The organism is Paenibacillus ihbetae (genome assembly GCF_002741055.1).
Lineage (GTDB): Bacteria > Bacillota > Bacilli > Paenibacillales > Paenibacillaceae > Paenibacillus_AQ > Paenibacillus_AQ ihbetae.
This window is the reverse complement of sequence record NZ_CP016809.1, coordinates 3734778-3759098: the sequence shown is the minus strand read 5'-3', so window position 1 is coordinate 3759098 and position 24321 is coordinate 3734778. Positions and strand designations below refer to the sequence as shown.

Annotated in this window: 22 protein-coding genes; all 22 read right to left on the bottom strand. The window is 52.7% G+C overall.

Translation table 11 applies throughout. The features are described 5' to 3' along the window. Window positions 1-29: 29 nt before the first annotated feature. Entirely contained in the window at window positions 30-1154 is a 1125-nt protein-coding gene (locus BBD41_RS16635; RefSeq protein ID WP_028405631.1) for a glycosyltransferase family 4 protein, read from the bottom strand. Window positions 1155-1267: 113 nt separating this feature from the next. Next, entirely contained in the window at window positions 1268-2026 is a 759-nt protein-coding gene (locus tag BBD41_RS16630; RefSeq protein ID WP_007133266.1) for a WecB/TagA/CpsF family glycosyltransferase, read from the bottom strand. 7 nt (window positions 2027-2033) lie between these two features. Next, window positions 2034-3290 carry a polysaccharide pyruvyl transferase CsaB gene (csaB, locus tag BBD41_RS16625; protein WP_077568429.1) on the bottom strand — a complete coding sequence of 419 codons (1257 nt, stop codon included), beginning with the start codon at window positions 3288-3290 and terminating at the stop codon, window positions 2034-2036. Next, window positions 3263-5284, bottom strand: a complete 2022-nt coding sequence (locus BBD41_RS16620; protein ID WP_077568430.1) for a DUF5693 family protein — start codon at window positions 5282-5284, stop codon at window positions 3263-3265. The genes csaB and BBD41_RS16620 overlap by 28 nt, the downstream gene beginning before the upstream one ends. 138 nt (window positions 5285-5422) lie before the next feature. Next, window positions 5423-7141 carry a phospho-sugar mutase gene (locus BBD41_RS16615; protein ID WP_099478242.1) on the bottom strand — a complete coding sequence of 573 codons (1719 nt, stop codon included), beginning with the start codon at window positions 7139-7141 and terminating at the stop codon, window positions 5423-5425. Between the two features lie 127 nt (window positions 7142-7268). Then, window positions 7269-7700, bottom strand: a complete 432-nt coding sequence (gene fabZ / locus BBD41_RS16610) for a 3-hydroxyacyl-ACP dehydratase FabZ (protein WP_007133270.1) — start codon at window positions 7698-7700, stop codon at window positions 7269-7271. Window positions 7701-8117: 417 nt separating this feature from the next. Next, window positions 8118-8366, bottom strand: a complete 249-nt coding sequence (locus BBD41_RS30120; protein WP_077568432.1) for a DNA-directed RNA polymerase subunit beta — start codon at window positions 8364-8366, stop codon at window positions 8118-8120. Window positions 8367-8375: 9 nt separating this feature from the next. After that, window positions 8376-9197: a flagellar hook-basal body protein gene (locus BBD41_RS16600; RefSeq protein ID WP_099478241.1), complete on the bottom strand. Its 822-nt coding sequence runs from the start codon at window positions 9195-9197 to the stop codon at window positions 8376-8378. Between the two features lie 72 nt (window positions 9198-9269). Next, window positions 9270-10151 carry a flagellar hook-basal body protein gene (locus tag BBD41_RS16595; RefSeq protein WP_077568434.1) on the bottom strand — a complete coding sequence of 294 codons (882 nt, stop codon included), beginning with the start codon at window positions 10149-10151 and terminating at the stop codon, window positions 9270-9272. 194 nt (window positions 10152-10345) lie between these two features. Next, the gene (gene mreB / locus BBD41_RS16590) at window positions 10346-11344 is read right to left on the bottom strand and encodes a rod shape-determining protein (protein ID WP_189636132.1); all 999 of its coding nucleotides are present in this window, start codon (window positions 11342-11344) and stop codon (window positions 10346-10348) included. A 195-nt stretch (window positions 11345-11539) separates the two neighbouring features. After that, on the bottom strand, window positions 11540-11824 hold the full coding sequence (spoIIID, locus tag BBD41_RS16585) for a sporulation transcriptional regulator SpoIIID (RefSeq protein WP_009594246.1): 285 nt from the start codon (window positions 11822-11824) through the stop codon (window positions 11540-11542). A gap of 418 nt (window positions 11825-12242) precedes the next feature. Continuing rightward, the gene (locus BBD41_RS16580) at window positions 12243-12980 is read right to left on the bottom strand and encodes a M23 family metallopeptidase (RefSeq protein ID WP_099478240.1); all 738 of its coding nucleotides are present in this window, start codon (window positions 12978-12980) and stop codon (window positions 12243-12245) included. Between the two features lie 277 nt (window positions 12981-13257). Beyond that, on the bottom strand, window positions 13258-14838 hold the full coding sequence (spoIID, locus tag BBD41_RS30305; RefSeq protein WP_237086816.1) for a stage II sporulation protein D: 1581 nt from the start codon (window positions 14836-14838) through the stop codon (window positions 13258-13260). Between the two features lie 343 nt (window positions 14839-15181). Then, a complete protein-coding gene (gene murA / locus BBD41_RS16570; RefSeq protein ID WP_167393026.1) occupies window positions 15182-16528 on the bottom strand; it encodes a UDP-N-acetylglucosamine 1-carboxyvinyltransferase in 1347 nt (448 codons plus the stop codon). A 584-nt stretch (window positions 16529-17112) separates the two neighbouring features. Beyond that, window positions 17113-17370: a DUF1146 family protein gene (locus tag BBD41_RS16565; protein WP_077568438.1), complete on the bottom strand. Its 258-nt coding sequence runs from the start codon at window positions 17368-17370 to the stop codon at window positions 17113-17115. Between the two features lie 651 nt (window positions 17371-18021). After that, window positions 18022-18303, bottom strand: coding sequence for a hypothetical protein (locus BBD41_RS16560; protein ID WP_077568439.1), 282 nt, complete (start codon window positions 18301-18303; stop codon window positions 18022-18024). Window positions 18304-18544: 241 nt separating this feature from the next. Further along, on the bottom strand, window positions 18545-18949 hold the full coding sequence (locus tag BBD41_RS16555; RefSeq protein ID WP_077568440.1) for a F0F1 ATP synthase subunit epsilon: 405 nt from the start codon (window positions 18947-18949) through the stop codon (window positions 18545-18547). Window positions 18950-19044: 95 nt separating this feature from the next. Continuing rightward, window positions 19045-20445: a F0F1 ATP synthase subunit beta gene (gene atpD, locus BBD41_RS16550; RefSeq protein ID WP_077568441.1), complete on the bottom strand. Its 1401-nt coding sequence runs from the start codon at window positions 20443-20445 to the stop codon at window positions 19045-19047. Between the two features lie 95 nt (window positions 20446-20540). Further along, on the bottom strand, window positions 20541-21401 hold the full coding sequence (gene atpG, locus BBD41_RS16545) for an ATP synthase F1 subunit gamma (protein ID WP_007128776.1): 861 nt from the start codon (window positions 21399-21401) through the stop codon (window positions 20541-20543). A gap of 308 nt (window positions 21402-21709) precedes the next feature. Beyond that, window positions 21710-23224, bottom strand: coding sequence for a F0F1 ATP synthase subunit alpha (gene atpA / locus BBD41_RS16540; protein WP_007128777.1), 1515 nt, complete (start codon window positions 23222-23224; stop codon window positions 21710-21712). Window positions 23225-23242: 18 nt separating this feature from the next. Then, window positions 23243-23788 (bottom strand): F0F1 ATP synthase subunit delta, encoded by a 546-nt coding sequence (locus tag BBD41_RS16535; protein WP_099478238.1) that lies wholly within the window; start codon window positions 23786-23788, stop codon window positions 23243-23245. Then, window positions 23785-24273 (bottom strand): F0F1 ATP synthase subunit B, encoded by a 489-nt coding sequence (gene atpF / locus BBD41_RS16530; protein ID WP_099478237.1) that lies wholly within the window; start codon window positions 24271-24273, stop codon window positions 23785-23787. Before atpF ends, BBD41_RS16535 begins: the two co-directional genes overlap by 4 nt. Window positions 24274-24321 lie beyond the last annotated feature (48 nt).

The following is a 24321-nucleotide window of genomic DNA, read 5'->3' as shown; positions in this document are numbered from 1 at the left end:
TCGTATGCAAAAAGAATTAGTATAAGTTCTTATTTGGAGCGGCTTTCGGGATTCGCCTTCATCCGCATGCGGTTGATCAGGCCCAGGATCGGCCGTTTGGTCTTGCCTACAAGCCCGATAACCTCTGCGCCGATCTGCATGAAGCACATCATGACGCAGATGACGACGAAGGTTACCCAGTTCGCCTCATACATCGCCGCCGAGGATTGAATGACGGCCAGTACGCCGAAGAACGCAGCAATCACATAAATGATCAGCACGGTCTGGCGGTGGCTGAATCCAAGCTCGCGCAGGCAATGATGCAAATGTCCTTTGTCCGGCGCGAAGATCGGCTTCTTCTGAATTTTGCGGCGCACGATCGCGAAGAACGTATCCGACAGCGGCACCCCGATAATAATCAGCGGCGTAATGAACGATACGATCGCAATCTGCTTGAAGCCGAGCAAGGACAGCATGGCCAAACTGAATCCAAGGAACAGTGAGCCGGTATCCCCCATGAAAATCTTGGCGGGATGGAAGTTAAAGAACAGGAATCCGATAATTCCGCCCAAGAGCAGCAGGCAGAGCAGGGCGACGGTCGTATTTCCCATCAGGAACGCCATGACAGAAATCGTCCCGATCGCAATGCCGGACACGCCCGCAGCAAGACCGTCGAGGCCGTCAATCAGGTTGATGGCATTGGTCACCCCGACAATCCAGAAGATGGTGAGCGGAATCGACACCCAGCTCTCGAGCGCCGAGTACCGGTCCTGAAACGGTATATTTACAAAATCCACAGTAATATTAAATCCGAACACGACAACGCAGGCCGCTGCAATCTGTGCCAGGAATTTGACTTTGGCCGACAGCTCAAACCGGTCGTCCAGGGCCCCGATCAGTACGATCATGGAACCGCCGATCAGAAAAGCCTTCATGAAGTTGGCATCCCGCGGCGAAAGGCTATCCGGCAAGAAAGGAAGCACTGCAATGAGTCCGAGCACAAAAGCCAGATAAATGCCAAGCCCGCCGAGACGGGGCATGATTCGAGTATGAACTTTACGGGCATTCGGTACGTCGACGGCACCGATCTTGACCGCGAATTTTTTCACCAGCGGCGTAAGAAGCAGAGCCAAAGCAAGCGCCACGATAAACCCGATGATGTATATCATTAACATGTAATCATTCGACCCCCAATATTGTCTACCGGTTGAATTATACTCCCTTCGGGTCCGAAATCCAATACCAATTTCCGGTGAAATCCCGGATATTCGCCATAGAAATAAGCGATTTAGCTTGTTTTCGTTACGTTTTCTCTCTCGCGCAGCACTTTCACTACGAATTTCGGCAGCGCAAGCATTCTTTTGTAACGGGAGGGCTCCTTCAGAAGCCGGTAGAACCACTCAAGGCGCAGCTTCTGAAATACCTTCGGAGCGCGCTTGAGCTTGCCGGATATGATATCGAAGGATCCGCCGACGCCCATAACGACAGGAACCTGCAGCGCCTGCTTATGCTTGGCGATCCAAGGCTCCTGGTTGTCCGCACCGCGAGCGACAAACAAAATGTCCGGCGAAGCGGCCCGGATCTCCTCGATCACGGCGGCATCCTCCTCAGGCCCAAAAAATCCGTCCCGATACCCGCATATAATTGCAGCCGGATATTGCATTTGTAACCGATTGGCGGCTTCCTGAATCACTTCTGCAGTTGTACCGAGCAGATAAAACTTCCATCTGTAGGTTTCCCCGACCCGGAGCAATTCATGTAACAGATCGAAGCCCGTAACACGTCCCTCCAGCGGGTCGCCCCCTACACCGGCAGCCCATACGATTCCGGTTCCGTCCGGAACGATGATCTCGGCGCTTTGCATCATGGCTTTATATTCGGGATTATTCTCTGCGGTCATGACCATAATCGGATTGGCTGTAATGACCTGATGCGGTTTCCCGGACTTTACGGCCTCCGTCAGATATTTCACGGTATCCTTCATGTCCATTTTGGAAAATGGAACCCCGAACACGGAAACGGTTGGAAAAGGTTTTGTCTGGTTCATGATCTAATCATCCTCTGTGGCGTAAATATTCGACGATGCGTCGGGCCGGCAGAGCGGCCTCCCGCTTCAACTCGGCGATGAGTGCTTCGTGTTCCGTCACCCAGGCACGGCCGCCGTCAAGCAGCTTTGCAATCTCGCTCTTCAGCCGATCCGGATCCAAGGCCTCGCTGCTTCCGACAGGCTCGCAGCCCAGCCGTTTCAAAAAATGGTCAATCTTCGGATCATAGGAGATGCCCAGCAGCGGCACACGCCGGTTCGCCGCATAGATCAAGCTGTGGAGACGCATGCCGAGCACCACATCGCATCGGCTGACCTCCCTCAGCATATCCTGGGGCTGCTGCTCCTCTACATAATAGCTGATCTCGGAGCCGTTCGACCTGACATCGCCGACCAGCTCGGCTATATATCGGGAGGCTTCCAGATCATCCGGCTTGTGGAACGGAAGGAAGCGAAGATGCACCTTTCGGCTCGCAGCCAATTTCTTCAGTCCGTCCGCGATGCTCTGAAGCTCCTTGAGCTCAGGGTGCCAACGGCGAACCGAAATTCCGATCGTCGGAAGATGGCCGTCACCCTGATCTACCTGACCAGCGACTGCTCCTGCACCGGACGCCGGCGGATCAGCCTCGAGCAGAGCAGCTTGTCCTTCATCCGCTGCGCTTCGCTCAGCTTGAGCGCCTTGCAGCGCAGCATCTTGGGCTCCAAGGCCATGCTCCTGCTTGTCCCCCGAAAGCGGCAGACCCATGACCGGATCGGGAACGACCTGGATCGCTTCCGCCGATATGCCCATCGTCTGAAGAAGCTCGCCCGACTGGGTATCGCGAACAGAAATATAAGAGCATTTGCGGAACACCGAACGGATCATCGGATGGAAAAGCTTTCGGTTGACCGGTCCGACGCCCTGTGCGTAGATGAACGTCGGTTTTCCCAGCCACTGGGCAATCTTCAAAATGCCAAGGTAGTAAGGAATCGTCTTCGGACTGGTCGCATCCTGCAGAAGACTGCCTCCCCCGCTGATCAAACCATCGCTCTCCTTGATCGCTTGCCTGACCTCGCCCAGCTTCATCCGGTGTACGGACTTCACGCCGTACGTCGCCTCGGTCCATTCGGGATCGATTGAGAGCACGACCGGGTTGATCGTCACGCCGGCAGCCTGCCCTTCCTGCTCGAGCGCGGTCAAAATCGACTTGAGCACGGCCTCGTCGCCGCTGTTTTTAAATCCGTAATATCCGGAAATGACTAACGTCTTAGAAGTAGTGGTGACCATCGTTTCCAGATCCTTTCTAGTATCTGCCACGCCGCAATCGCAATCAAACCGATGATCAGGCCGAGTCCGAGGCCGAGCACCACGCGAATCGCCGAAATATAGATCGGCGTATGAATGTGCGTAAACGTTCCGACCATCGACAGCTGCCCCATAACGCCAATAACGAGCAGGTAGACCGCATGGCGGTATTTAAAGGACAGGAAGACGCCAAGAACCATCATGGGATGGGCCAGCAAAAATTCCTTGTTCCGCGGGCGAACCCCAAACGTGTTCTCCAGGAACGAGCGGAAGGCCATTTCGATCGGAGAAACAGCGCCCGCGTTGCCGGTCCGGCTTAAGTAGTACATGCCCACGATTCCAACGATGCCGGCTGCGATCACCCATGTGAGCGTAATCGGTGCCTTAAGCAGCTTCTGAATCGAGCTGTACGTAGATCCGCCCCGGTATAACACGACATACACGGCGATCAAAGCGATCGGTGCCGCCGCCAGAAGGCTTACGCCGCGGAACTGATCCAGAACGAGCATATACGTTACATTGTTCAGCAGCGCAACCACGACCGGAACTGCAGCGAGCGATATGATCGTTGTTTTCACCAGCAAAACAATGGAATGCGACACTCTTCGACCTGCGCTCATGTCCGGAATGATCTTCTGCGTATCGTTGACCTTCCGAATGGCCAGTATGACCGCAACGGTCGGCGCACTGATGGCGGCAAACAAAGCGAGCGCCTGCTCGAGCAAGGTAGGCTTGAGGACGTACAGACCTGCGCTGCCAACCAAGCCAATCAAGAAAGCCGGTACCGTCAGGAAAGGGATGTAATACGAAATCATCAGCGTGATCAGGGCGATTGCGCCTATAACCGCTCCAAGCTTAAAGTAACGCTGCATGGAGGAGTCGGTGACTTTAAACGGCTCTGCAAGCCCCATCGTAAATCCGTTGTCTTCCATCTTCTGAATCGCTTGCCCCGTACCCGTCAATGCGTCGATCAAATTATCCATCGGATGGGTGATCGATGCTTTGGTCATGTCCCGGCTCGGCTCGGCATTCAAATAAAACATGCGGATATTCCGGTCCTTTGATGCGAGCGCAAACCGGTCCCCGATGGTTTCCGGGTCAAGATTAGCATCCCGCTCACTGAGGGAATAAATACGGGTGACGTTATAATCCGTCATATAAGCAAGCTGGGTAAATCCTTTTTGCGGACGCTTAATGTTCTCGATAGCAATGAGGCCGATATTATACTGATTCAGGAGTTTACCGAAGGCATCCAGACTCTTCTTATCGGCATTATCATTGAAGCCCTTGGCAGCATCGCCCTCGAACAAAATCCGCTTGACGCCGATATCGGAGAAATACGCCATCAGCTGCTCGACGTAAGCCTCGTCATACGGCAGGCTGTCGGATAGACGCGGCACTATGGTAAAGCCCTTGTCCCGCAGCATCGCAATCGTTATCGGATCCGGAGTCATCGGTTTAATGATTGCATTAGAGCGTGGCGTTTCAAGAACGAGACCGTCCACCGCATGTTCATTGTTCCATCCTCTCACCGGAATCCCCAGTCTCGAATAGGTCTCCTCAATGATCGGCTTAATCAGAACTGCGCTCTCCTCGCTATTAAACGCGATGTACGTAAAGTTCTCATTCGGCGAAATCGTCGTTCCGGTTAAATCCGCTGCTTGCTGCGCGTCATACACGGTAATTCGGCGGGATTTCACCAGCTCGTCCAGCGTGCTCTCGTAGAGAGCCATGCTCATAACGCCATTTTCCTTCAAACGATCCAGCTGCTCGGATATGAAATCCTCCGGCTTGGCTTGGTATACCGACACATCCAATAAATCACGGTAATCAAATACCAGCTCTACATTCTTGGATGTTGATTCTGTCTGCAGCCGGTCATAGCCAACCGGCAGCGACGCTGCAACGCCCAGAACAACCAGAATCCACAGCCACTTTCGGGCTGCCGTGTTCCAGCGTTTCCATTTCTGAACCACGAAAGTACCTCCTCATTGAACCTACAGGGTTAGCAAAGCGAAAAGCGATGCCTTAATCGACCGGCATACGCTCCATTCGCTTCGCTGTTATCCTAAGTTTGTCCATCTCTAAATTCGTTTTTTTTATCATTTAATCCATCAAGCGTCGACGCGGGCCATTACATGCTCAACCAGCGTTTGAATTTTCTGCTGCGCATCTGCAGCGGAAGCTCCGCGAACCGCGAAATACACCTTAATCTTCGGCTCGGTGCCCGATGGTCTCAAGCAGAACCAGGAGCCGTCCTCAAGCAAGTACTTGAGTACATTTTCTTTCGGCAGGCCGTCCAATCCGTTCGCGTAATCAAGCACCTGCTCGATCTTGATGCCGCCGATTTCCTGCGGAGGATTGTCTCGCCAATCCGACATTTTTGCCGCGATTTGCGCTACGCCATCCTTCCCTTTCAAGGTCCGGGACTCGAGCTTTTCCAGGAAATAACCGAATTGCTCGTACAGCTCCTGGAGGACATCATACAAGGTCTTTCCTTGTCCTTTATAGTAAGCGGCCGCTTCGCAAATCAGCATGGAGGCCAGCACCGCGTCTTTATCCCGGGCATAATTGCCTGCGAGGTAGCCGTAGCTTTCCTCATAGCCGAACAAGAACGTATGGCTGCCGGACTGCTCGAACTGCGTCATTTTCTCGCCGATATACTTAAAGCCCGTCAACGTATTCAGCACCGTTGCACCGTAATGCTCGGCAATGGCTGCGCCCATTTCGCTGGTCACGATCGTCTTGATAACCGCCCCGTTGTTCGGCAGCTTGCCTGCTTCCTTCAGCTGGCTCATCAGATAATGAATCATGATCGCACCGGACTGATTGCCGGTCAGCACGACATATTCTCCTTGACGGTTCTTGACTACGGCTCCCATACGGTCAGCATCGGGATCGGTACCGATCAGAATATCGGCGCCGACTTCCTCGCCAAGCTTCATGGCCAGCGTAAACGCTTCGCGCTCCTCCGGATTCGGAGATTTCACCGTGGAGAAATCGGCATCCGGCTGCTGCTGCTCAGGCACCACATAAATATGCTTGAATCCGATCGTCTCGAGGACCCGTTTAACCGGCTCATGCCCCGTGCCATGCAGCGGAGTAAACACGATTTTGAAATCATCGGCAAGCCGGGAGGCAATCGCTTCCCGATTAACGGAAACGGCAGCAACCGTATCGATGAAGGCTTGATCCTCAGCTTCGCCAAGCCATACGAGCAGTCCCTGCGCTTCCGCTTCCTCCCTCGAAAGCTTCTTCACGGCGGCAAAGGAATCCACCTGCTGGATCAGGGCGATGACCTTCTCCGCTTCATGCGGAACCAGCTGGCCTCCCTCCTGATTGTAAACCTTGTAGCCGTTATACTCCGGAGGATTATGGCTTGCCGTGATAACGATACCTGCCGAGGCACCCAAATGACGGACGCTGAACGATAATTGCGGCGTGGAGCGCAGCGACGGATACAACTTGGCTACAATGCCGTTACCGGCAAGCACCAGAGCGGCCTCGAGCGCAAACTCCCGCGAGAAATGCCTTGAATCATGAGCGATGACGACCGAAGGCTTCTCTTTCTGTTGACCATGGGTATCCAGAATATATTGCGCGAAGCCTTGCGTCGCGCGTCCTACCGTATATTTATTCATCCGATTGCTGCCGGCGCCGATCACGCCGCGAAGTCCGCCTGTGCCGAACTCCAGATCGCGGTAGAACCGCTCCTCCAGCTCACGGGTATCATTCTCCAGTGCACGGAGCTCCCGCTTTGTCTCTTCATCGACATAAGGGTCGTTTAACCAGCGCTGAACCGTGTCCTTCGTTCTCTGACTCATCTCTGACATGAAAAAATATCTCCCTTCAAGCAAGAATTGTCTGCAAGAGGCTGTTCAAAAAGTCGTCCTCTGATCAGAAAATGAACATAGAGGAGTCATGCTGGACTACCGACTTTTTGAATCCGCACTGCATGGGTTATTCCTTGTCCGCAAGCGCGAACATAATTTCCCCTTCGGCAACCACGCGTCCGTCGACCGTTGCTGTCGCTTTTCCTTTTCCGATCATGCCCTTCAGGCGAATGATTTCAACCTCCAATCGGAGCGTATCCCCCGGCACGACTTGACCGCGGAAACGGAAGCCGTCGATTCCCGCCAGAAAGCCCAGCTTACCGCGGTTGCTCTCCACGTTGAGAATAGCGACCGCACCGACCTGCGCCAACGCCTCCACAATAAGCACGCCCGGCATTACGGCATATTCGGGAAAATGGCCGACAAAGAACGGCTCGTTGATCGTGACGTTTTTAATACCGACCGCGCGCTTGCCGTCCTCGATCTCCACAATTTTATCAACAAGCAGAAACGGGGGGCGATGCGGAATAATCTCTTGAATCTGTTTAATATTCAACATTCTTCAAAATCCTCCTTATGTACGTACCCGCCAAGCACTGCATTTGAAAACGCAGGCCTCGGAATGATGGCTGTCTTTGACGCCATGATCATCGGCAGCGGGCATTAGGGTAAACCTTCATTCGTTGAAGTCTAAGGTGAGCTTTTCTTTTCATGGATGCATAAAAAAACGGGCTTGCGGAAAAAATGATGATATCCTTCACCACTGCAGAAGTGAAGGTTTCACATAAGGGGCTTTTTTCGCAGGAGGCTTTGTCGCTGCGGAGAAGGCCCTTTTTACTCATGTGCGAATTTCCGCAGATAAAGGACCTATTGCAAGTCCCATCCCATTATACCGTTTTACCCTAAAAAAAGAAAACTCCCGGATTGGGAGTTTCAGCTTATATTAACACATTATTTCCATGACCTGCTTCACCGGCTACGGTGCGAAAATCAGGTCAAATACATGCCTCCAAGTGTCCCATTTAAACACTTCGCTAAGCTCTTGCTTGCCCAGCACAACATAGCCGAATGTCATGCCGCCAAACAATGCCAATATGAGCAAAATCGGGATCATGATCCGTACGGCAATTTTCCACCCGGAAGTTTTGGAGCGCGGCTTCGCTGCTTCCTTACTTTTGGATTCCTTCTTGGTTTCACGTTTCGCCCCGCTTTTCGGTTCGCTCATGATGCCCACCTACCCTCGCATAGTGTTGGCAAGGTTCATCATAGTGTCGCTCGAGCTGAGTGCCCGCGAAGCCAGCTGATAAGCCCGCTGAACTTCCATCATTTTGGTCATTTCCTGTGTCAGGTCGACGTTGGACTGCTCTACATAGCCGGACAGGACCTTCGATCTTGCCGGATCAACCGGATTCCGCGGAGTCAGGTCGAATACGTCCCCTTCGGCAAGCCCATTACCGAGCACGAACTGATTATCCCCTATGGATACAAGTCCCTCGGGACGATTCAGCTCGACCAGCTTTAATGCAGCTGCAACCGAGCGGGTTCCACCCCTCTCCAGGATGATCTGCCCATTGTCATTGACTGCAACCTTGCCGTTAGCCGGCAGCGAAATCGGACGATTGGCAACGTCCAGCACCGGATAGCCCTGGGAATTCACCAGCAGCACATTCTCGGCGTTGTTCGGATCCGGAGAAACATCAAAAGCACCTTCCCGGGTATAGACGACCGTTTCGCCTGCCTGAACGGCAAACATGGCTTGTCCCTCAATCATCAGATCGAGCGGGTTGCCGGTTTCCCGCGGAGCCCCTTGATCCATGTTCATCTCGAGGGAGGATAACCGCATCCCGTAGCCAAGCGTATAGCCTAGCGGCGTCGCGCGCCCGGGCCGGTCAAAATCCTGATGATGCTGCTGTACCTGGGTTAGAACATCCTCGAAAGACGCCTCCCGCTTCTTATAGCCGACTGTATTTACGTTCGCCACATTGTCTGCAATCACATCCAGCCGCTGCTGGAGCGCATTCATCGAGACCATGGCACTAATCATGGAGTTGTTCATTCCTTACCTCCTGTAGGCTTGCCTAATCCTGACACGATAGCCGCGGTCTGACCATTGGAGTCATGGCCAATGCTAGACTCGGCCAATCTCGTTTACGGCCTTCTCCAGCGTCTTATCGTAATATTGCACGATCCGCTGATTCGTTTCATACGCCCGCAGCGCGGCATTCAATTCCACCATCGATTGCGTCGGGTCCACGTTAGAACCCTCGATGAAGCCTTGACGGATCTCTCCGTTATCCGCAGCCGTCATGAAACGGACCTCTCCGTCAGGATCGTTCATGCGAAACACGCCGTTTCCTTCCCGGATTAGGCCATGAGGCTCGCTTACAATGCTGATGCCGAGGTAGGTGCCTGTCCCATTGCCGTCCGCGTCTATGATTTGCCCTTGCTCATCCACTGTAAAGTTACGGGCCGAGCCTGTCAATACAATCGGTGTGTTATTGTTATCCAGCACTTGATAACCGGCCTCGCTCAGCAGGCTGCCATCCGGGCTGACCCGGAAGCTGCCGTTGCGGGTGTAGCGGATATCGCCATTCTCGTTCCGAACGGTGAAAAAGCCTTCCGGCCGGTAAATAACGTCCCCATTCTCGTCTACATATCGTCCCGAGGCATCGAAAGCAACATTTTCCCCCGTGGCCGGATTCTCGACGCTGAAGGATGACACCAGCGCAAAATCCGTGCTTTTCCCGGTCTCGCGCAAAGCTCCCTCGGTATATAAGGAGATGCTCTCCTCCGCATAGACACCGGTGTTGAACTTGCCGAGCTTCCGGCTCGTTTGGGAAGGATCGTTTCCGCCGATCATCGAGACGAGCACTTCCGGGAATGAGCGCTGCACGCTATTGACGGCCTTATAGCCAGTCGTGTTCAGGTTCGCAATATTCTGGGTTACGGTATTGTGGCGCTGCTCCTGGGTCATCATCCCCGAAGCTGCGGTATAAAGTCCTCTTAGCAATGAAGACACTTCCTTCCATATCATAGGGCAAGTCCGTAAAATGTTCCTGCAATCGCTGTTGCTCCCGAATTTCTAATCTTATCATTTCAACAAGGCTGAAACCCGGTCACCAAGGCGACCACTACCGTTTTTCCGGCTCATTCTACTCCTTGCAGTATCTCATACGTTTGTCCATGTATATTAATATCGGAAGGTTAGAACTTTTTCTTAACGACCTTGTCCAAATTATCCAGCATAATGCCCGTTCCCTTAACCACACAGTGCATCGGATCCTCCGCAACGAGAACCGGCACCCGCAGCTCTTCCGTGAGCAGCTCGTCCAATCCGTGAAGCAGTGCGCCCCCGCCTGTCAAAATGACGCCGCGGTCGATAATGTCAGCCGACAGCTCCGGCGGCGTGCGTTCCAATACGGACTTGGCAGCCAGCACGATCGAGGATACCGGATCCCATAGCGCTTCCTGGACCTCTTCGGAGGATACCGTTACCGTTAACGGGAGTCCCGATACCATGTCCCGCCCCCGGATGTCCATTTCTGCCTGCCGTCCCCCCGGACGAACGGTGCCGATCGCAACCTTGAGATCTTCCGCCGTACGTTCACCGATCAATAATTTATATTTATGCTTAATGTACTTCGTGATCGCTTCGTCGAACTTGTCCCCCGCGACTTTAATCGAAGAAGCGGTGACAACATCGCCCATGGACAGGACGGCCACATCTGTCGTGCCGCCCCCAATGTCCACAACCATGTTACCGCTAGGCTGAAAAATATCCATGCCAGCGCCGATGGCCGCTGCCTTCGGCTCTTCTTCCAGGAACACATCTCTGGCGCCGCTGCGCTCAGCCGCTTCCCGAATCGCCTTCTGCTCCACCGACGTAATATTCGTCGGCGCGCAGATCAGGATACGGGGCCGGCTGTGCCAGCTGCGCGCCCCTACGCGATCAATAAAGTACTTCAGCATCGTTTCCGTTATTTCGAAGTCGGCGATGACCCCGTCCCTCAGCGGGCGGATCGCCGTAATGTTGCCGGGAGTGCGTCCGACCATACGCCGAGCTTCCTCACCGACCGCAAGGACCCTCTTCATGTCGGTCTCAATCGTGACTACGGAAGGTTCGTCTAACACTACCCCCTTCCCCTTAACGTGTATTAGCACGTTTGCCGTCCCTAGATCGATTCCTATATCCTTGCTCAACATCATGAAAAGCCCCCAAAGTGTTATTTTATGGTAAAGAGTCCTCATTCACTGCCCCGATATTCAATCGACAATATCCAGCAATCCATGATAATTTACGGCAAGGCAGGTCCCATGATTCGATCCTATACCAGCATTTAACATATCATACTTTAGGGGAGGGATTCAACGTCATTCTAGCGACCTAAGCACTATTTCTCAGGATTTTGCCGTGGCCACCGGTTCACGATTGCTGCCGGTTTTTTTGTACTTGATCTTCGTGGCTTCCCCGCCTCTTAGATGGCGGATGGATTTGTGGTATTCGAGAATGTGCTTCACCTGATCCGCCAGATCCGGGTTAATTTCCGGCAGACGTTCGGTTAAGTCCTTATGCACCGTGCTTTTGGACACGCCAAATTCTTTGGCTATGGTTCGAACCGTATGCCTCGTTTCCACGATACAGCGTCCGATTTTAATGGTCCGCTCTTTGATGTAATCGTGCACGCTCCCGCCTCCCTACTGTGTGGATAGTTTGGTACATTATATGAGGGGCATGACGGGATATTCGCGGTTTCACGGGCTGACAAGCTTAAGCAGACCCATTTATTTTCTGGACATGCCGGGGCGCAGCCGTGCCAAAAGCACGAAAAGGCATGGCGCAGCAAGGGTTGGACTTGCCTCACGGCAGCTTGGAGCGTCGGCCGTGCACTGGTTAACTTGCCGCGGGAAGTTCAAGGCCGCATATGCCTTTCCCCGAAACTTATTCGTAAAAGAACCGACCAGTCGTTTATGCGTAACCGCGCATCTTCTCCCTTATGCTGTCGGCTATCTGTCTGGGAACCTGCAAGAAGATAAAAAAAGGACAGGATCAAGATCCTGTCCGGTGTCGAGCGCGGTGGGCGCCTTTAGCCTAATATCCAACTTATTTTTGCGGGAGCAGCTTCTCCGGGTTCACCAGCTTATCGCCTTCGTATACCTCGAAGTGCAGATGATTACCAAGGTCCTTCTCGAGCTCGTTGCGGCCGGCGGTAGCAATCGCATCGCCCTGCTTCACTTCAGCGCCCTCGGAAACCTTCACCTCATTCAAGCTTTGGTACACGGTTCTCGTGTCACCCGATGTAACTTCCACAACGTTGCCGTTCAGCGGATGGTTCTCCACGCGTGTCACTTTACCGGAAAGCGCGGCTCTGATTTCAAACGCTTGATCGTCGGCTGTGGCCAGATCAATCCCCAGGTTCGGGCTGAAGGTGTCGTTATATTGCACCATCGCCTCTTGATGCGTTTCCGGGGACTCCTCATCAAAGTAAGGCTTGACTACACTTACCGCAACGTCATCCGCTACAGGCCAGATCATCGATTGCGCATTTGCAGTTACTTCCACAGCTTCTCCGTCTTTACCTTCCGCAGCCGGCGTCTCCGAACCTACTACCGATTCAGATACGGTGCTGCTTTCCCCTTGTGGCTTCAGCGTTTTTTGGCTGGCGTCCTGGTAGACCCACACGAGGGTTAGTATAATTGCCGCTGCTGCTAAGTATGCTGCCGGGAACACCCACCGTTTGGATAATGCTTTCTTCCACGAAGACGACGTTGCCGACGAATCTCCCTGCACAGTTTTAGGAGCTTCTTCGTGGGGTTTAGTATTTTTGTTTTGTTCATTCATTTGCAATCACCTCAGTAACCTATTGTTACCGGGGGGAAATCTTTTATACGTTATCTCACTATTATTTTTTTAAGAGGTTGTTCAAAAAGTCTTCCTTTGATCATGAAGTGAATCAAGAAGCAGCTCGGCATCGAATCTTGAATTCGGCCGGTCCTATGCAGATGCTTCCGAAGCATGTTTCCTGCGGAAACATTTCAGGTGCTCACGTATCTAAAACGTACGCTCTGCTCCTCAGTCCCTGGCTTCCTTCAATCTTCTCGGTGCTGAAAATCCGACTTTATGAACTCTCTTTTAAAGAGAGAAGATTTGAAGTTTGGTCAAACGAAATCCCTGTATAGTAGTGCTTCAGAATATCCTGGGCCTTGTAGCCTTCCCGGGCCATCCCTTCAGCCCCGTACTGGCTCATGCCTACCCCATGCCCGTTGCCGTAGGTCGTAATCTCGATCTTTCCGTCTACCATCTTAAAGCTGAATTGGCTGGATTTCAGCCCAAGCTTCTCTCTCACTTCGCGTCCAGTAAACGTCTTGTCTCCGACCTTCAGTCTCTCGATCCGATGCCCCTCCGTATATGAAAGAATCTTTATGATCGGTGCACCGCTCCCCTGCCCGCCTGCCGATACCGGGATTGCGCCATCCGCAAGCCCTAGCTTATCTATGAACTCCGCTCGGTTCATGGTCACAATCGTTTTATACTTGGGTGAAATCTTGATATCCCACGGGCTCTCAACGCTTCGCAGATAGGGAATCTCATTCTTCCAATAATCCTCTGAATTTTCCGTGAATCCGTTGCTTGTCGAGAAAAAAGAAGCCGTAATCGGCTTTCCCTGGTAGGTCATAACCATTCCCTTCGTTTCGTCCACGGCCCGCTTGAGCTTTGACAGCTCCGCTTCCTTCCCTGCTTGCTTCCATTCCTTCTCCAGCTGATCCTGGGACAGGTAGGCCTGGTGGCTAATGGTGTCCGTCACCACGGCCTTCGGGTCCGGCACGCCGCTGCGGTCGCCGGACAACAGCCGCTGCACGATATAGGTCCGTGCAGCGATCGCCTGCGCCTTGAGTGCCTCCGGCTGGAACTCCGCCGGCATTTCGGCGGCGAGCACGCCGACGAGGTAGGTTTCCAGCGGGAGCTCCTCCACGGTGTCCGTCCGCGTTAAATAGACGGACACCATCGGTTCTTCCGCCGCCTGCGGCTCGGCGGAAGGTGCGGGCGCCGGGCCCGGCGGGAGCGGCTCCTGCTGGCCGTTGCCCGGGGCAACGACCAGCAGCGGCAGCGCAAGCGCCAGGGCCAGCAGCCCGGCTATGGCCCAGACGGCAGGGTGCACGCGCACCCGCCGTCTTCCGGCCGCCGGGCGGCGCCGCGCGGCATAGCCGCGGCGCCACAGCCCCCGGGGCCGCGAACGGAACGTGCGGCCCCCGCGGGGGGCGCGGCCTTCCGCCGCCGGCGCGGAGCGTGGCGGCCCGGCCGCGGGCTGCGGGCCATGCGGCATAGCCGCCGGCCCGCCGGGGTCCGGCGCAGCGCCATGCGGCGCGCGTACGCCAGCGGGGCTGCCGGGCGGCGGCGTCTGCGCCGCCCGAAGGGCCTGGCCGGACTTGCCGGAGGCGTCCGGCCCGGACACGGGGCCGCGGTTCCCGCGCGGCCCCTGTACCCTCGGCTCGGGCGGTTCCGCCCCGAGCCGGCCGTGGCCTCCCTGGGCCTGCGGCTCAGGGGCTTCCGGGAACTCCCACTTCAATACCGGTGCGGCGGCACCTTCGGTAAACTCACGATACGGATGGACATCATCCTCATTCGCTTGTACCGCTCGACCTGACGCTTGCTCCTTATCTGAAAGATGGACATTCATCCGATACTTGGAATCTTTCATCTGCGTTTCCCTCCTGACATCGCTCTTCCAGCATTCGTTTCTACCTTTCGTACGTTCTACTTTATCTGTATGAGACGAAAGGAATTGCTAGAACTGTTCTGAGAGAAATGGAGGGCGACCTGATTGGGTGAGTAAGCTGTTGATTTTTGCTCCCATCCCAAGCCATTCCTAGATAATCCTTGCGCGTTAACTGCAGCTGCGATCACTACCAAGCGTCTTTCCCGGTTTGCCGGACTTTTGGCGGACAAAACAAAAATGGCCTTGCCCCTAAAGGCAAAGCCATTTGTTACCCCATATTAAATTCATGAGTCTTGAATTCGAGAGTCTTCACAAAACGAAGTGATTACGCCCAAGTAGGCTGCACGTTAAACAGCTTGCTGTCTTCCGCATCGTCCGCAGGCTTCATCGAAGCCTTCTCGGTGACCGGCTCCTCTGTGGAAATTCTCCAGATGTCTGCGCCAAGGCCCGACAGCTTCTCGGCCAAATTGACATACCCGCGGTCGATATGCTGAACGCCGCCGACCTCTGTCGTCCCTTCCGATACCAGACCGGCCAGGATCAGAGCAGCTCCCGCACGCAAATCCGTAGCGGTCACCTTGGCTCCCTTCAGCTTAGCTCCGCCGGTCACGATCGCTGAGCGTCCCTCAACCTTGATCTCCGCATTCATCAGCTGGAACTCATCCACATGCATGAAGCGGTTCTCAAATACGGTCTCCGTTACAACACTTGTACCTTCCGACACCAGCAGAAGCGCCATCATCTGGGACTGCATATCCGTTGGGAAGCCAGGATAAGGCAGCGTCTTAACGTCTACCGATTTCAGCGGTTTGTCCGCAATAACGCGAATCCCGTTCTCATCCGGCAGGATCGTAACGCCCATCTCCTCCATTTTGGAGATCACAGGCCCCAAATGATCCGCAATTGCTCCCTCGACGTACACATCTCCTCCGGTAATCGCAGCGGCCACCATAAACGTGCCTGCCTCAATCCGGTCCGGTATAACATGATGCTTCACGCCGTGCAGCTGTTCGACTCCCTCGATCCGGATAATCCCGGTTCCGGCACCGCGAACTTTGGCGCCCATGGCATTCAAGTAATTCGCCAAATCGACAATTTCCGGCTCTTTCGCCGCATTTTCGATAACCGTGACACCTTCGGCCAAGGTCGCGGCCATCATAATATTTTCCGTTGCCCCTACGCTAGCGACGTCCAGATATATCTTCGCGCCGCGAAGCTTGCCGTTGCTCTTTGCTTCGATATATCCTTGTCCGAGGCTGATCTCTGCCCCGAGTGCTTCAAATCCTTTTAAATGCTGATCGATCGGTCTTGTGCCAATCGCGCAGCCCCCCGGAAGAGAAATCCGGGTTTGTCCGCAGCGTGCAAGCAAAGGTCCCATGACCAAAAAAGACGCCCGCATCTTCCGCACCCACTCATACGGTGCTTCACATGTCGTTATGTGCTCTGCATTCACACGAATGACTTCATCCTGATATGTAATGCCTGCACCAAGCGACTCCAATACTTTACTGATTGTAATTACATCGTCAAGAGGAGGAGCGTCAATAATAACACTTTCCCCAACTTCCCCTAGTAGAGAGGCAGCGATGATCGGAAGAACTGAATTTTTTGCTCCGCTGACTTTGACGCTTCCGGTCAGTCTTTTGCCACCGCGGACGATAAATTTGCTCATCATGGTTTCCCTCCGCGTCCATAATATTCCTCAAGCATATTTGTAGAGGTTGTTCAAAAAATCGTCTTTTGATCACGAAGTGAAACAAGAAGCAACTCGGCATCGAATCTTGAAAAGCCGACTTTTTGAACTCGCACTTGAAGTGCATTTCCTTGCTAATTACCTAAATTTCATCTTATCATTGTTATTTTCCGCTAAACAAGCGATCTTTGAACTATTTATGACATCTGATACGGCGTTTAGTCCAGGAACTGAAAACTCATGATGCACTCCAAGACACATCTGTTATCCGCAGTATGGACCTATCGAAAGGTACCACGACTGACATACAATTGTCAATGTGTAACCATTGCCGGGAGAACAAGATAGTCCGGAAGTCATATCGTCCGCCCGATCAAATCCTTAACCTCAGTGTTCACATAATAAAATGTGTTTATTCGACATCTTCTTCAAGCAACCTAACAGAGATATAACCATTCGTACAACCATTCAAACAGGGGGAGATATTTACAAATACCCAACCTTATGTACGGTTCAAAAATTCGTCCCCTAAGCTTGATGATGATACGCGGTTCACTCTCGCTTTAAAGCATATATCGGATCATTTGACTCCATGTAATATAGTCAATTAGAAATTCAGCAACAAAGCGTCCTAGTACGATGGCTAGCAGCAGATGCAGCAGCTTCCCCTGCGGTCCCTTCGGATGTCGGACGACCAAATCCAGTTTCAGATGTTGTAACGCCCACCACGACAACGCAATGCAAGCCAGGGAAACGACAATGGATAATAATCCGTTAACCCCTACAGCACCGGAAATTGAATTGGATAAATCCTGATCCATATTCCCTCCTCCATTCTTCAATTATCTGCCGTTAAGGCTCGACTCTTCTATAATACTTTGCCCGGACCGAAGAATCCAGCACTTTCTATCCGACATTTCCTCGGAAATAATAAAGATTGTCGACAAGAGCCCTAAATGTTCGGTCCAATGCGGTTAGCTGAAGCCGCAATCCTGTTTAACGTTTCTATCACAAACATTCACCGTACAATCGTAATGAATGGATTTGGTATCTTTTACGTTTTGTACTCGCCAACTTATCCTCTAATACTCAATAATCGTCTAAATCCTAAACTTTTGTATGATCCCTTACATTTGAACTCATTATCCATTTCTGACCAATTCATTTTCCGTATATTGGAATAATTCAACAAAATTATTTCCTACTTAATAGGTAAATATCGGATGACGACAGCAGTCGCATGCTCAAAACACGTTGCTGCTTTCACTCAAGTGCTTGCAGCCTAGGGATGTTTAAACGATCCATTACTTTCAGTTCATCGTTTTACCTTGTGCGCATTATGGAAATCTGTCCCCGTCGTTTTTTTATGATAAAAGCCTTTGATCTGATTCATTGGTCACATGATTTCAAGTATATAAAAAAGAACCTCAATTCGAGGTTCCCATAGAAATTACGGCTGTTTATTTCTTCAATTATACTGCCGTAGCAATATGAATCGATCCGAAAGCAGGCACTGTTCCCGTCAGAAGCGCAGCCACCAGCAAGTTGTCTACTGTGAGACTAAGGCTGTTAAATCCCGGAATGACATACGTGGTTACCGGTTCATTGACGCGGGTAATGACGAGCGCCACCGCCCCTTCAGAAAAGTTGTTGACGGTTATGGTGGCTGGATCGCCACCTGTCAGGTTCTCGTAATAGGATTTACCGACATTCGGCGCCAGATTGAATATTTGTTCCGGAAGCAATATAGCCATTGGAGTTCCCCCCTCTCCTATTGGATGCTACAGTTTATGCTGCGAATCTAGCAAAAGTTATGGATATTCGGTGCCTTATACCAGCATATTTTCATAGATTCATAACTTTAGCTGCTGGTTGAACTGTAGCAGCCTTAGCTGAGCATCTGGGTTTGAACCTTTGGTAGCTTCTCTGCTCTTTTTGCACAAAATAAAAAAGACAGCCTGCTGCAATAGCATTGCAGCCAAGCTGTCTTTACGTTTAGCCTTGGGTTACCTTAATCCGGTTCATCGCTCTTTGCAGAGCGAGCTCTGCGCGGCGATGGTCGATTTCGTCCTGTCTTCCTTTGGCGTTCAAGCGGGCTTGCGCGCGCTCTTTCGCGGCTTCTGCACGCTCCCGATCGATTTCACTCGCTCGCTCGGCGCTTTCAGCCAGGATGACAACCTTATCTTTGCGGACTTCGACGAACCCGCCTTGTACCGCAAACGGGGTGCGTTCATTGCCGATCTTCACATAGACGGGAGCTATCTGAAGAGGCGTTACGAAAGGAATATGCCCAGGCAAAATGCCCAGCTCCCCTTCTACCCCGCGCACCGTAACACTGTTCACTTGCTCGGAATAAACGACGCGGTCCGGTGTTACGATTTCCAACAAAAAGGTGCTCACTTCCATCCCTCCTCACCGTTATCCGCGAATCACTCCATATCAGGCTGCATGGCTGCAGCCCGATATGGTCAGATACACCCGCGAAGGTGTCCGGCTTACAGTGTTTTCGCTTTTTCAACTGCCTCTTCAATCGTGCCTACGAACAGGAAGGCAGCTTCAGGAAGGTGATCGTGCTTGCCCTCCAGGATTTCTTTGAAGCTGCGAATGGTTTCCTTAACCGGCACGTATTTACCCGGCATGCCGTTGAATTGCTCCGCAACGTGGAACGGCTGGGACAGGAAGCGCTGTACGCGACGTGCACGGGCAACGATCGCTTTATCTTCCTCACTCAGCTCATCCATACCGAGGATGGCAATGATATCTTGAAGCTCGTTGTAGCGGGCAAGAATTTGCTTAACGCCTTGAGCGACATTGTAATGCTCTTCGCCTACGACTTCCGGAGTCAGAATCCGGGAGCTGGATGCGAGCGGATCCACCGCCGGATAGATACCCATCTCGGAGATTTTACGCTCCAGGTTCGTCGTAGCATCCAAGTGAGCAAACGTTGTTGCAGGAGCCGGGTCGGTGTAGTCATCCGCCGGTACGTAAATCGCCTGGATGGACGTTACCGATCCTTTCTTCGTCGATGTGATCCGCTCTTGCAGACGGCCCATTTCGGTTGCCAGCGTTGGCTGGTAACCTACCGCGGACGGCATCCGTCCAAGGAGGGCGGATACTTCGGAACCTGCTTGCGTGAAGCGGAAAATGTTATCGATGAACAGAAGCACGTCCTTGCCTTCCTGATCACGGAAATATTCTGCCATCGTCAGACCGGTCAAGGCTACGCGCAGACGGGCGCCCGGCGGCTCGTTCATCTGACCGAATACCATGGCGGTTTTGCTGATAACGCCGGAATCGCTCATCTCATGATACAGGTCGTTACCTTCACGGGTACGCTCACCAACACCTGCGAATACGGAGATACCGCCGTGCTCTTGCGCGATGTTATTGATCAGTTCCTGGATGGCAACCGTTTTACCTACACCCGCACCACCGAACAGACCGATCTTACCGCCCTTCTGATATGGAGCCAGCAGGTCGATAACTTTAATACCGGTTTCCAGCATTTCCGCTTGCGTCGAAAGCTCGTCGTAAGCAGGAGCTTCGCGGTGAATTGGATTGTTAACCTCGGAAACAACGTCTCCCGCATTGTCGATTGGCTCGCCAAGCACGTTAAATACACGGCCAAGCGTTGGGGCACCAACAGGTACCGTGATCGGAGCACCCAGGTCGACCGCTTCGATCCCGCGTACCAGTCCGTCTGTGGAGGACATTGCGATACAACGTACCAGATTGTCGCCCAGATGGTTAGCTACTTCCAGAGTCAGGTTTATAGAACGGCCGCCTTCCAGTGTGCCTTCAATTTTGATGGCGTTAAAGATCTCGGGAAGATGACCGCGCTCGAATTCAATGTCAACAACAGCGCCTTGAATGCTGACAACGCGTCCTTTTTTCATTGTTTGATTTTCCCTCCTACACACTCACTATAGCAAGTGCTCTTCTTAAACCGCATATTTCATGATCGATAGATTCCGATAAAATATCAATGCTATTACTGCTGCGCGTTTGCACCAGCGACAATCTCCGAGATTTCCTGCGTAATCGCTGCCTGACGGGCACGGTTGTACGTCAGGGTAAGCTCCGAGATCAGCTTGCTCGCATTCTTCGTAGCCGCACCCATTGCCGTCATCTTCGCGCCAAGCTCACTTGCTTTCGCATTTAACATCGCGCTGAAAATGAGGGTTTCGGCATATTTCGGAAGAAGCACTTCAAGCACGCGCTCCGGTGATGGCTCGTATTCATAGCTCGCAACCGAGACGCCGCCGCCGATGTTCTCCATCGGGAGAAGCTGATCGACCTGCGGATCCTGCGTCAACGCATTAACGAAGCGGTTATAGCATACGAACAGCTCATCGATCTTGCCGTTCTCGTATTGGCCGACAGCCGCATTCGCAATCGCTTTGATATCGCCGAAGGTCGGGCTGTCCGACAATTCGGTCAGCTCTTCCACAACCGGCATTTCTCTGCGGCGGAAGTAGTCGCGTCCTTTGCGTCCGATGACGAAAATGCAGTATTCGTCCTTGGACTGGTGACGCTCCGCAATGAAATTAGACACCTTACGCAAAATGTTGGAGTTCGACGCACCGGCAAGACCGCGGTCGGACGTAATAACGAGGTAACCGGTTTTCTTCACCTCGCGTTTCTCCAGCATCGGGTGGCTGATTCCTTGGGTGCCGGCGGCAATGCTGCCAACCACTTCTTTCAGCTTATCCGAGTACGGAAGTGCGGCGGTTGCTTTCTCCTGGGCTCTTCTGAGCTTGGCGGCGGCAACCATCTCCATCGCTTTGGTGATCTGCTTCGTGTTTTGGATACTTTTGATTTGCCGTTTAATATCACGTAATCCTCTTGCCATGATTTCACCACCTCAAAACTTTGGCAGAGCCAAAGTTACTTCGTAAGCATAAACCTAGCTTTGGCGAAGCCAAAGCTAACTTCGAAAGCATAAGCTTAACTTTGGCGGAGCCAAAGTTACTTCGTAAGCATAAACCTAGCTTCGGCGAAGCCAAAGCTAACTTCGTAAGCGTAAACTTAACTTTGGCTGAAACCAAAGTTGCTTGTTAATCCAGCTCGCTTTGGCTTTAGCCAAAGTTACATTCCATATGATGAAAGAGGATACCGGACTTGCCGCCCGGTTCCCCTCCTTATGCCATACCCAAAAGCTTAAACCGAAGCGGCAAAGCCCTTCTTGAATTGATCGATCGCTGCTTTCAGCGCGTTCTCGTTGTCTGCTGTCAGGTCTTTCGTATCCGTAATGGACTTGAGGATTTCCGGCTTGTTGCTCTCAATAAACGCCAGGAATTCCTTCTCGAAACGGCGGACATCCGCTACTTCGATGTCATCCAGATATCCTTTAACAGCGGTGTACAGGCTGACAACCTGCTGCTCAACGGACAGCGGCTGGTTGACACCTTGCTTCAGGATTTCCATCAGCTTGGAACCGCGGTTCAGACGAGCGAGCGTCGATTTGTCCAGATCGGATCCGAACTGGGAGAACGCTTGAAGCTCACGGTATTGGGCAAGGTCGAGTTTCATACCGCCCGCAACCTTCTTCATCGCTTTAATTTGTGCGGAGCTACCAACCCGGGATACGGAGATACCTACGTTGATCGCCGGACGCTGACCCGCATAGAACAGGTCGGACTCCAGGAAGATCTGTCCGTCGGTGATCGAAATCACGTTGGTTGGGATATATGCGGATACGTCGGAAGCTTGCGTCTCGATGAACGGCAGTGCGGTCAAGGAACCGCCTCCGAGCTCGTCGTTCAGCTTCGCGGCACGCTCCAGCAAACGGGAGTGCAGATAGAATACGTCACCCGGATACGCCTCGCGGCCCGGAGGACGACGGAGAAGCAAGGACAGCTCACGATAAGCTGCTGCTTGTTTCGACAAGTCATCATAGATAATAAGGGCATGCTCGCCTTTGAACATGAAATATTCGCCCATCGCGCAGCCCGCATAAGGAGCGATATACTGCAGCGGAGCAGGCTCGGATGCGGAAGCGGTCACGATAATCGTGTATTCCAGCGCGCCGTGGCGGCGGAGCGTTTCCACAACCTGTGCAACGGTCGATTGCTTTTGACCGATCGCAACATAAATACATTTAACGCCGCTGCCTTTTTGGTTCAGAATCGTATCGATCGCAACGGTTGTTTTACCTGTTTGACGGTCACCGATGATCAGCTCGCGCTGTCCGCGGCCGATCGGTACCATCGCGTCAATCGCTTTAATACCGGTTTGAAGCGGCTCATGTACCGATTTCCGGTCGATAACGCCCGGCGCGTTGCTTTCTACCGGACGGAATGCTGCAGCTTCAATCGGTCCTTTGCCGTCAAGCGGCTGGCCGAGCGGGTTTACAACGCGTCCAAGCAGCGCTTCACCGACAGGAACCTCCATGATCCGTCCTGTACGCTTAACCTGATCGCCTTCCTTGATCTCGGAGTAAGGTCCAAGGATAACGACACCGACGTTGCTCTCCTCGAGGTTGAGCGCAAGACCGGATACGCCGTTTTGGAACTCGAGCAGCTCCCCGGACATTGCATTCTCCAGGCCATATACGCGAGCAATACCGTCACTAACTTGAATAACCGTACCTACTTCGGAGACCGTGATATCGGATTTGTATTCTTCGATTTGACTTTTGATTAAAGTACTAATTTCTTCAGGTCTGATACTCAACGTTTTCACCCCTATCTACTATGCTCGTCTATTAAAAGACTTTTCGAGACGCTCCAGCTTGCCGGCAAGGCTTCCGTCATACAGCTTGTCGCCGATTACGACTTTCAAGCCGCCGAGCAGGCTTTCGTCTACCACATTGGTCACCCGGATATTCTGCTGAGCCAGCTGTCCGAATTCCGTGGCTACTTGTTCTTTTTCCTGATCGCTAAGCGGGTAGGTAGAATAGACTGTGGCATCCGCCATTCCCAGGCTGGCACCCTGAATCTTCACATAGCTGTTCAGAAGCTCGGCGAACATTTCCGTACGCCCTCTTTCAAGAAGCAGCTCGATGGTATTCAGCACAGGCTGCGAAACCTTTCCTGCTAACGCCCGATTCAAAACGTCCATTTTTACGGACAGCGGAATATTCGGCGTGGAGATGAACTTCTGAATGTCCGCGTCTCCTTCGATCGCCGATACGACGGCGCGCAATTCCGCTTCCACTTCCAGACCCTTCTGCTGCTGAGCCGCCACGTCGAACAGCGCCCGCGCATACCGCTTGGCTGCTACTGTATTTTGGCTCATGGTCTGCCTCCTACCTCTTTAAGGTATTGGTCAACCAGTTCTTCCTGTGCTTTATCGTTCTTGACTTCCCGTTCAATCAGCTTGGATGCAATCTTGACGGAAACGCTGCCCAGCTCGCTGCGGAGCTCTTCGACAGCCTTCTTCTTCTCGTTCTCGATATCCCGGACCGCTTCGGATTTGAGACGAACCGCCTCTTCCTTGGCTTGCTCCAGAATTTGCTCAGCCTGCTTGTTGCTCGTTTGTCTGGAACGCTCGATAATTTCGTGAGCGTCTTGACGCGCTTGCTCCAGTGCCTTCTTCTGCTCTTCTACGTAAGCAGCCGCCTGCTGGCGGGTCTGTGCCGCTTCGTTCATCTGGCTCATAACCAGCTCACGACGCTGCTCCATGATGCCGAACAATTTGCTGAACGCAAATTTTTGAAGCAAAAAGTAAAGAATAATAAACGAAATGATCGTGATTACGATATTTTCCCATAGAATGTTCATTGAGGTCACTCCTTTCCATCAACACGAAGTGCGGTGCCTAACAAAACG

Coding starts and splice junctions, on each gene's coding strand:
- BBD41_RS16635 (WP_028405631.1), bottom strand. CDS start 1,154: ATGTTAATGATATACATCATCGGGTTTATCGTGGCGCTTGCTTTGGCT.
- BBD41_RS16630 (WP_007133266.1), bottom strand. CDS start 2,026: ATGAACCAGACAAAACCTTTTCCAACCGTTTCCGTGTTCGGGGTTCCA.
- csaB (WP_077568429.1), bottom strand. CDS start 3,290: ATGGTCACCACTACTTCTAAGACGTTAGTCATTTCCGGATATTACGGA.
- BBD41_RS16615 (WP_099478242.1), bottom strand. CDS start 7,141: ATGTCAGAGATGAGTCAGAGAACGAAGGACACGGTTCAGCGCTGGTTA.
- fabZ (WP_007133270.1), bottom strand. CDS start 7,700: ATGTTGAATATTAAACAGATTCAAGAGATTATTCCGCATCGCCCCCCG.
- BBD41_RS30120 (WP_077568432.1), bottom strand. CDS start 8,366: ATGAGCGAACCGAAAAGCGGGGCGAAACGTGAAACCAAGAAGGAATCC.
- BBD41_RS16600 (WP_099478241.1), bottom strand. CDS start 9,197: ATGAACAACTCCATGATTAGTGCCATGGTCTCGATGAATGCGCTCCAG.
- mreB (WP_189636132.1), bottom strand. CDS start 11,344: ATGTTGAGCAAGGATATAGGAATCGATCTAGGGACGGCAAACGTGCTA.
- BBD41_RS16580 (WP_099478240.1), bottom strand. CDS start 12,980: ATGAATGAACAAAACAAAAATACTAAACCCCACGAAGAAGCTCCTAAA.
- spoIID (WP_237086816.1), bottom strand. CDS start 14,838: ATGAAAGATTCCAAGTATCGGATGAATGTCCATCTTTCAGATAAGGAG.
- murA (WP_167393026.1), bottom strand. CDS start 16,528: ATGAGCAAATTTATCGTCCGCGGTGGCAAAAGACTGACCGGAAGCGTC.
- BBD41_RS16565 (WP_077568438.1), bottom strand. CDS start 17,370: ATGGATCAGGATTTATCCAATTCAATTTCCGGTGCTGTAGGGGTTAAC.
- BBD41_RS16560 (WP_077568439.1), bottom strand. CDS start 18,303: ATGGCTATATTGCTTCCGGAACAAATATTCAATCTGGCGCCGAATGTC.
- atpD (WP_077568441.1), bottom strand. CDS start 20,445: ATGAAAAAAGGACGCGTTGTCAGCATTCAAGGCGCTGTTGTTGACATT.
- atpG (WP_007128776.1), bottom strand. CDS start 21,401: ATGGCAAGAGGATTACGTGATATTAAACGGCAAATCAAAAGTATCCAA.
- BBD41_RS16535 (WP_099478238.1), bottom strand. CDS start 23,788: ATGAGCCAAAATACAGTAGCAGCCAAGCGGTATGCGCGGGCGCTGTTC.
- atpF (WP_099478237.1), bottom strand. CDS start 24,273: ATGAACATTCTATGGGAAAATATCGTAATCACGATCATTTCGTTTATT.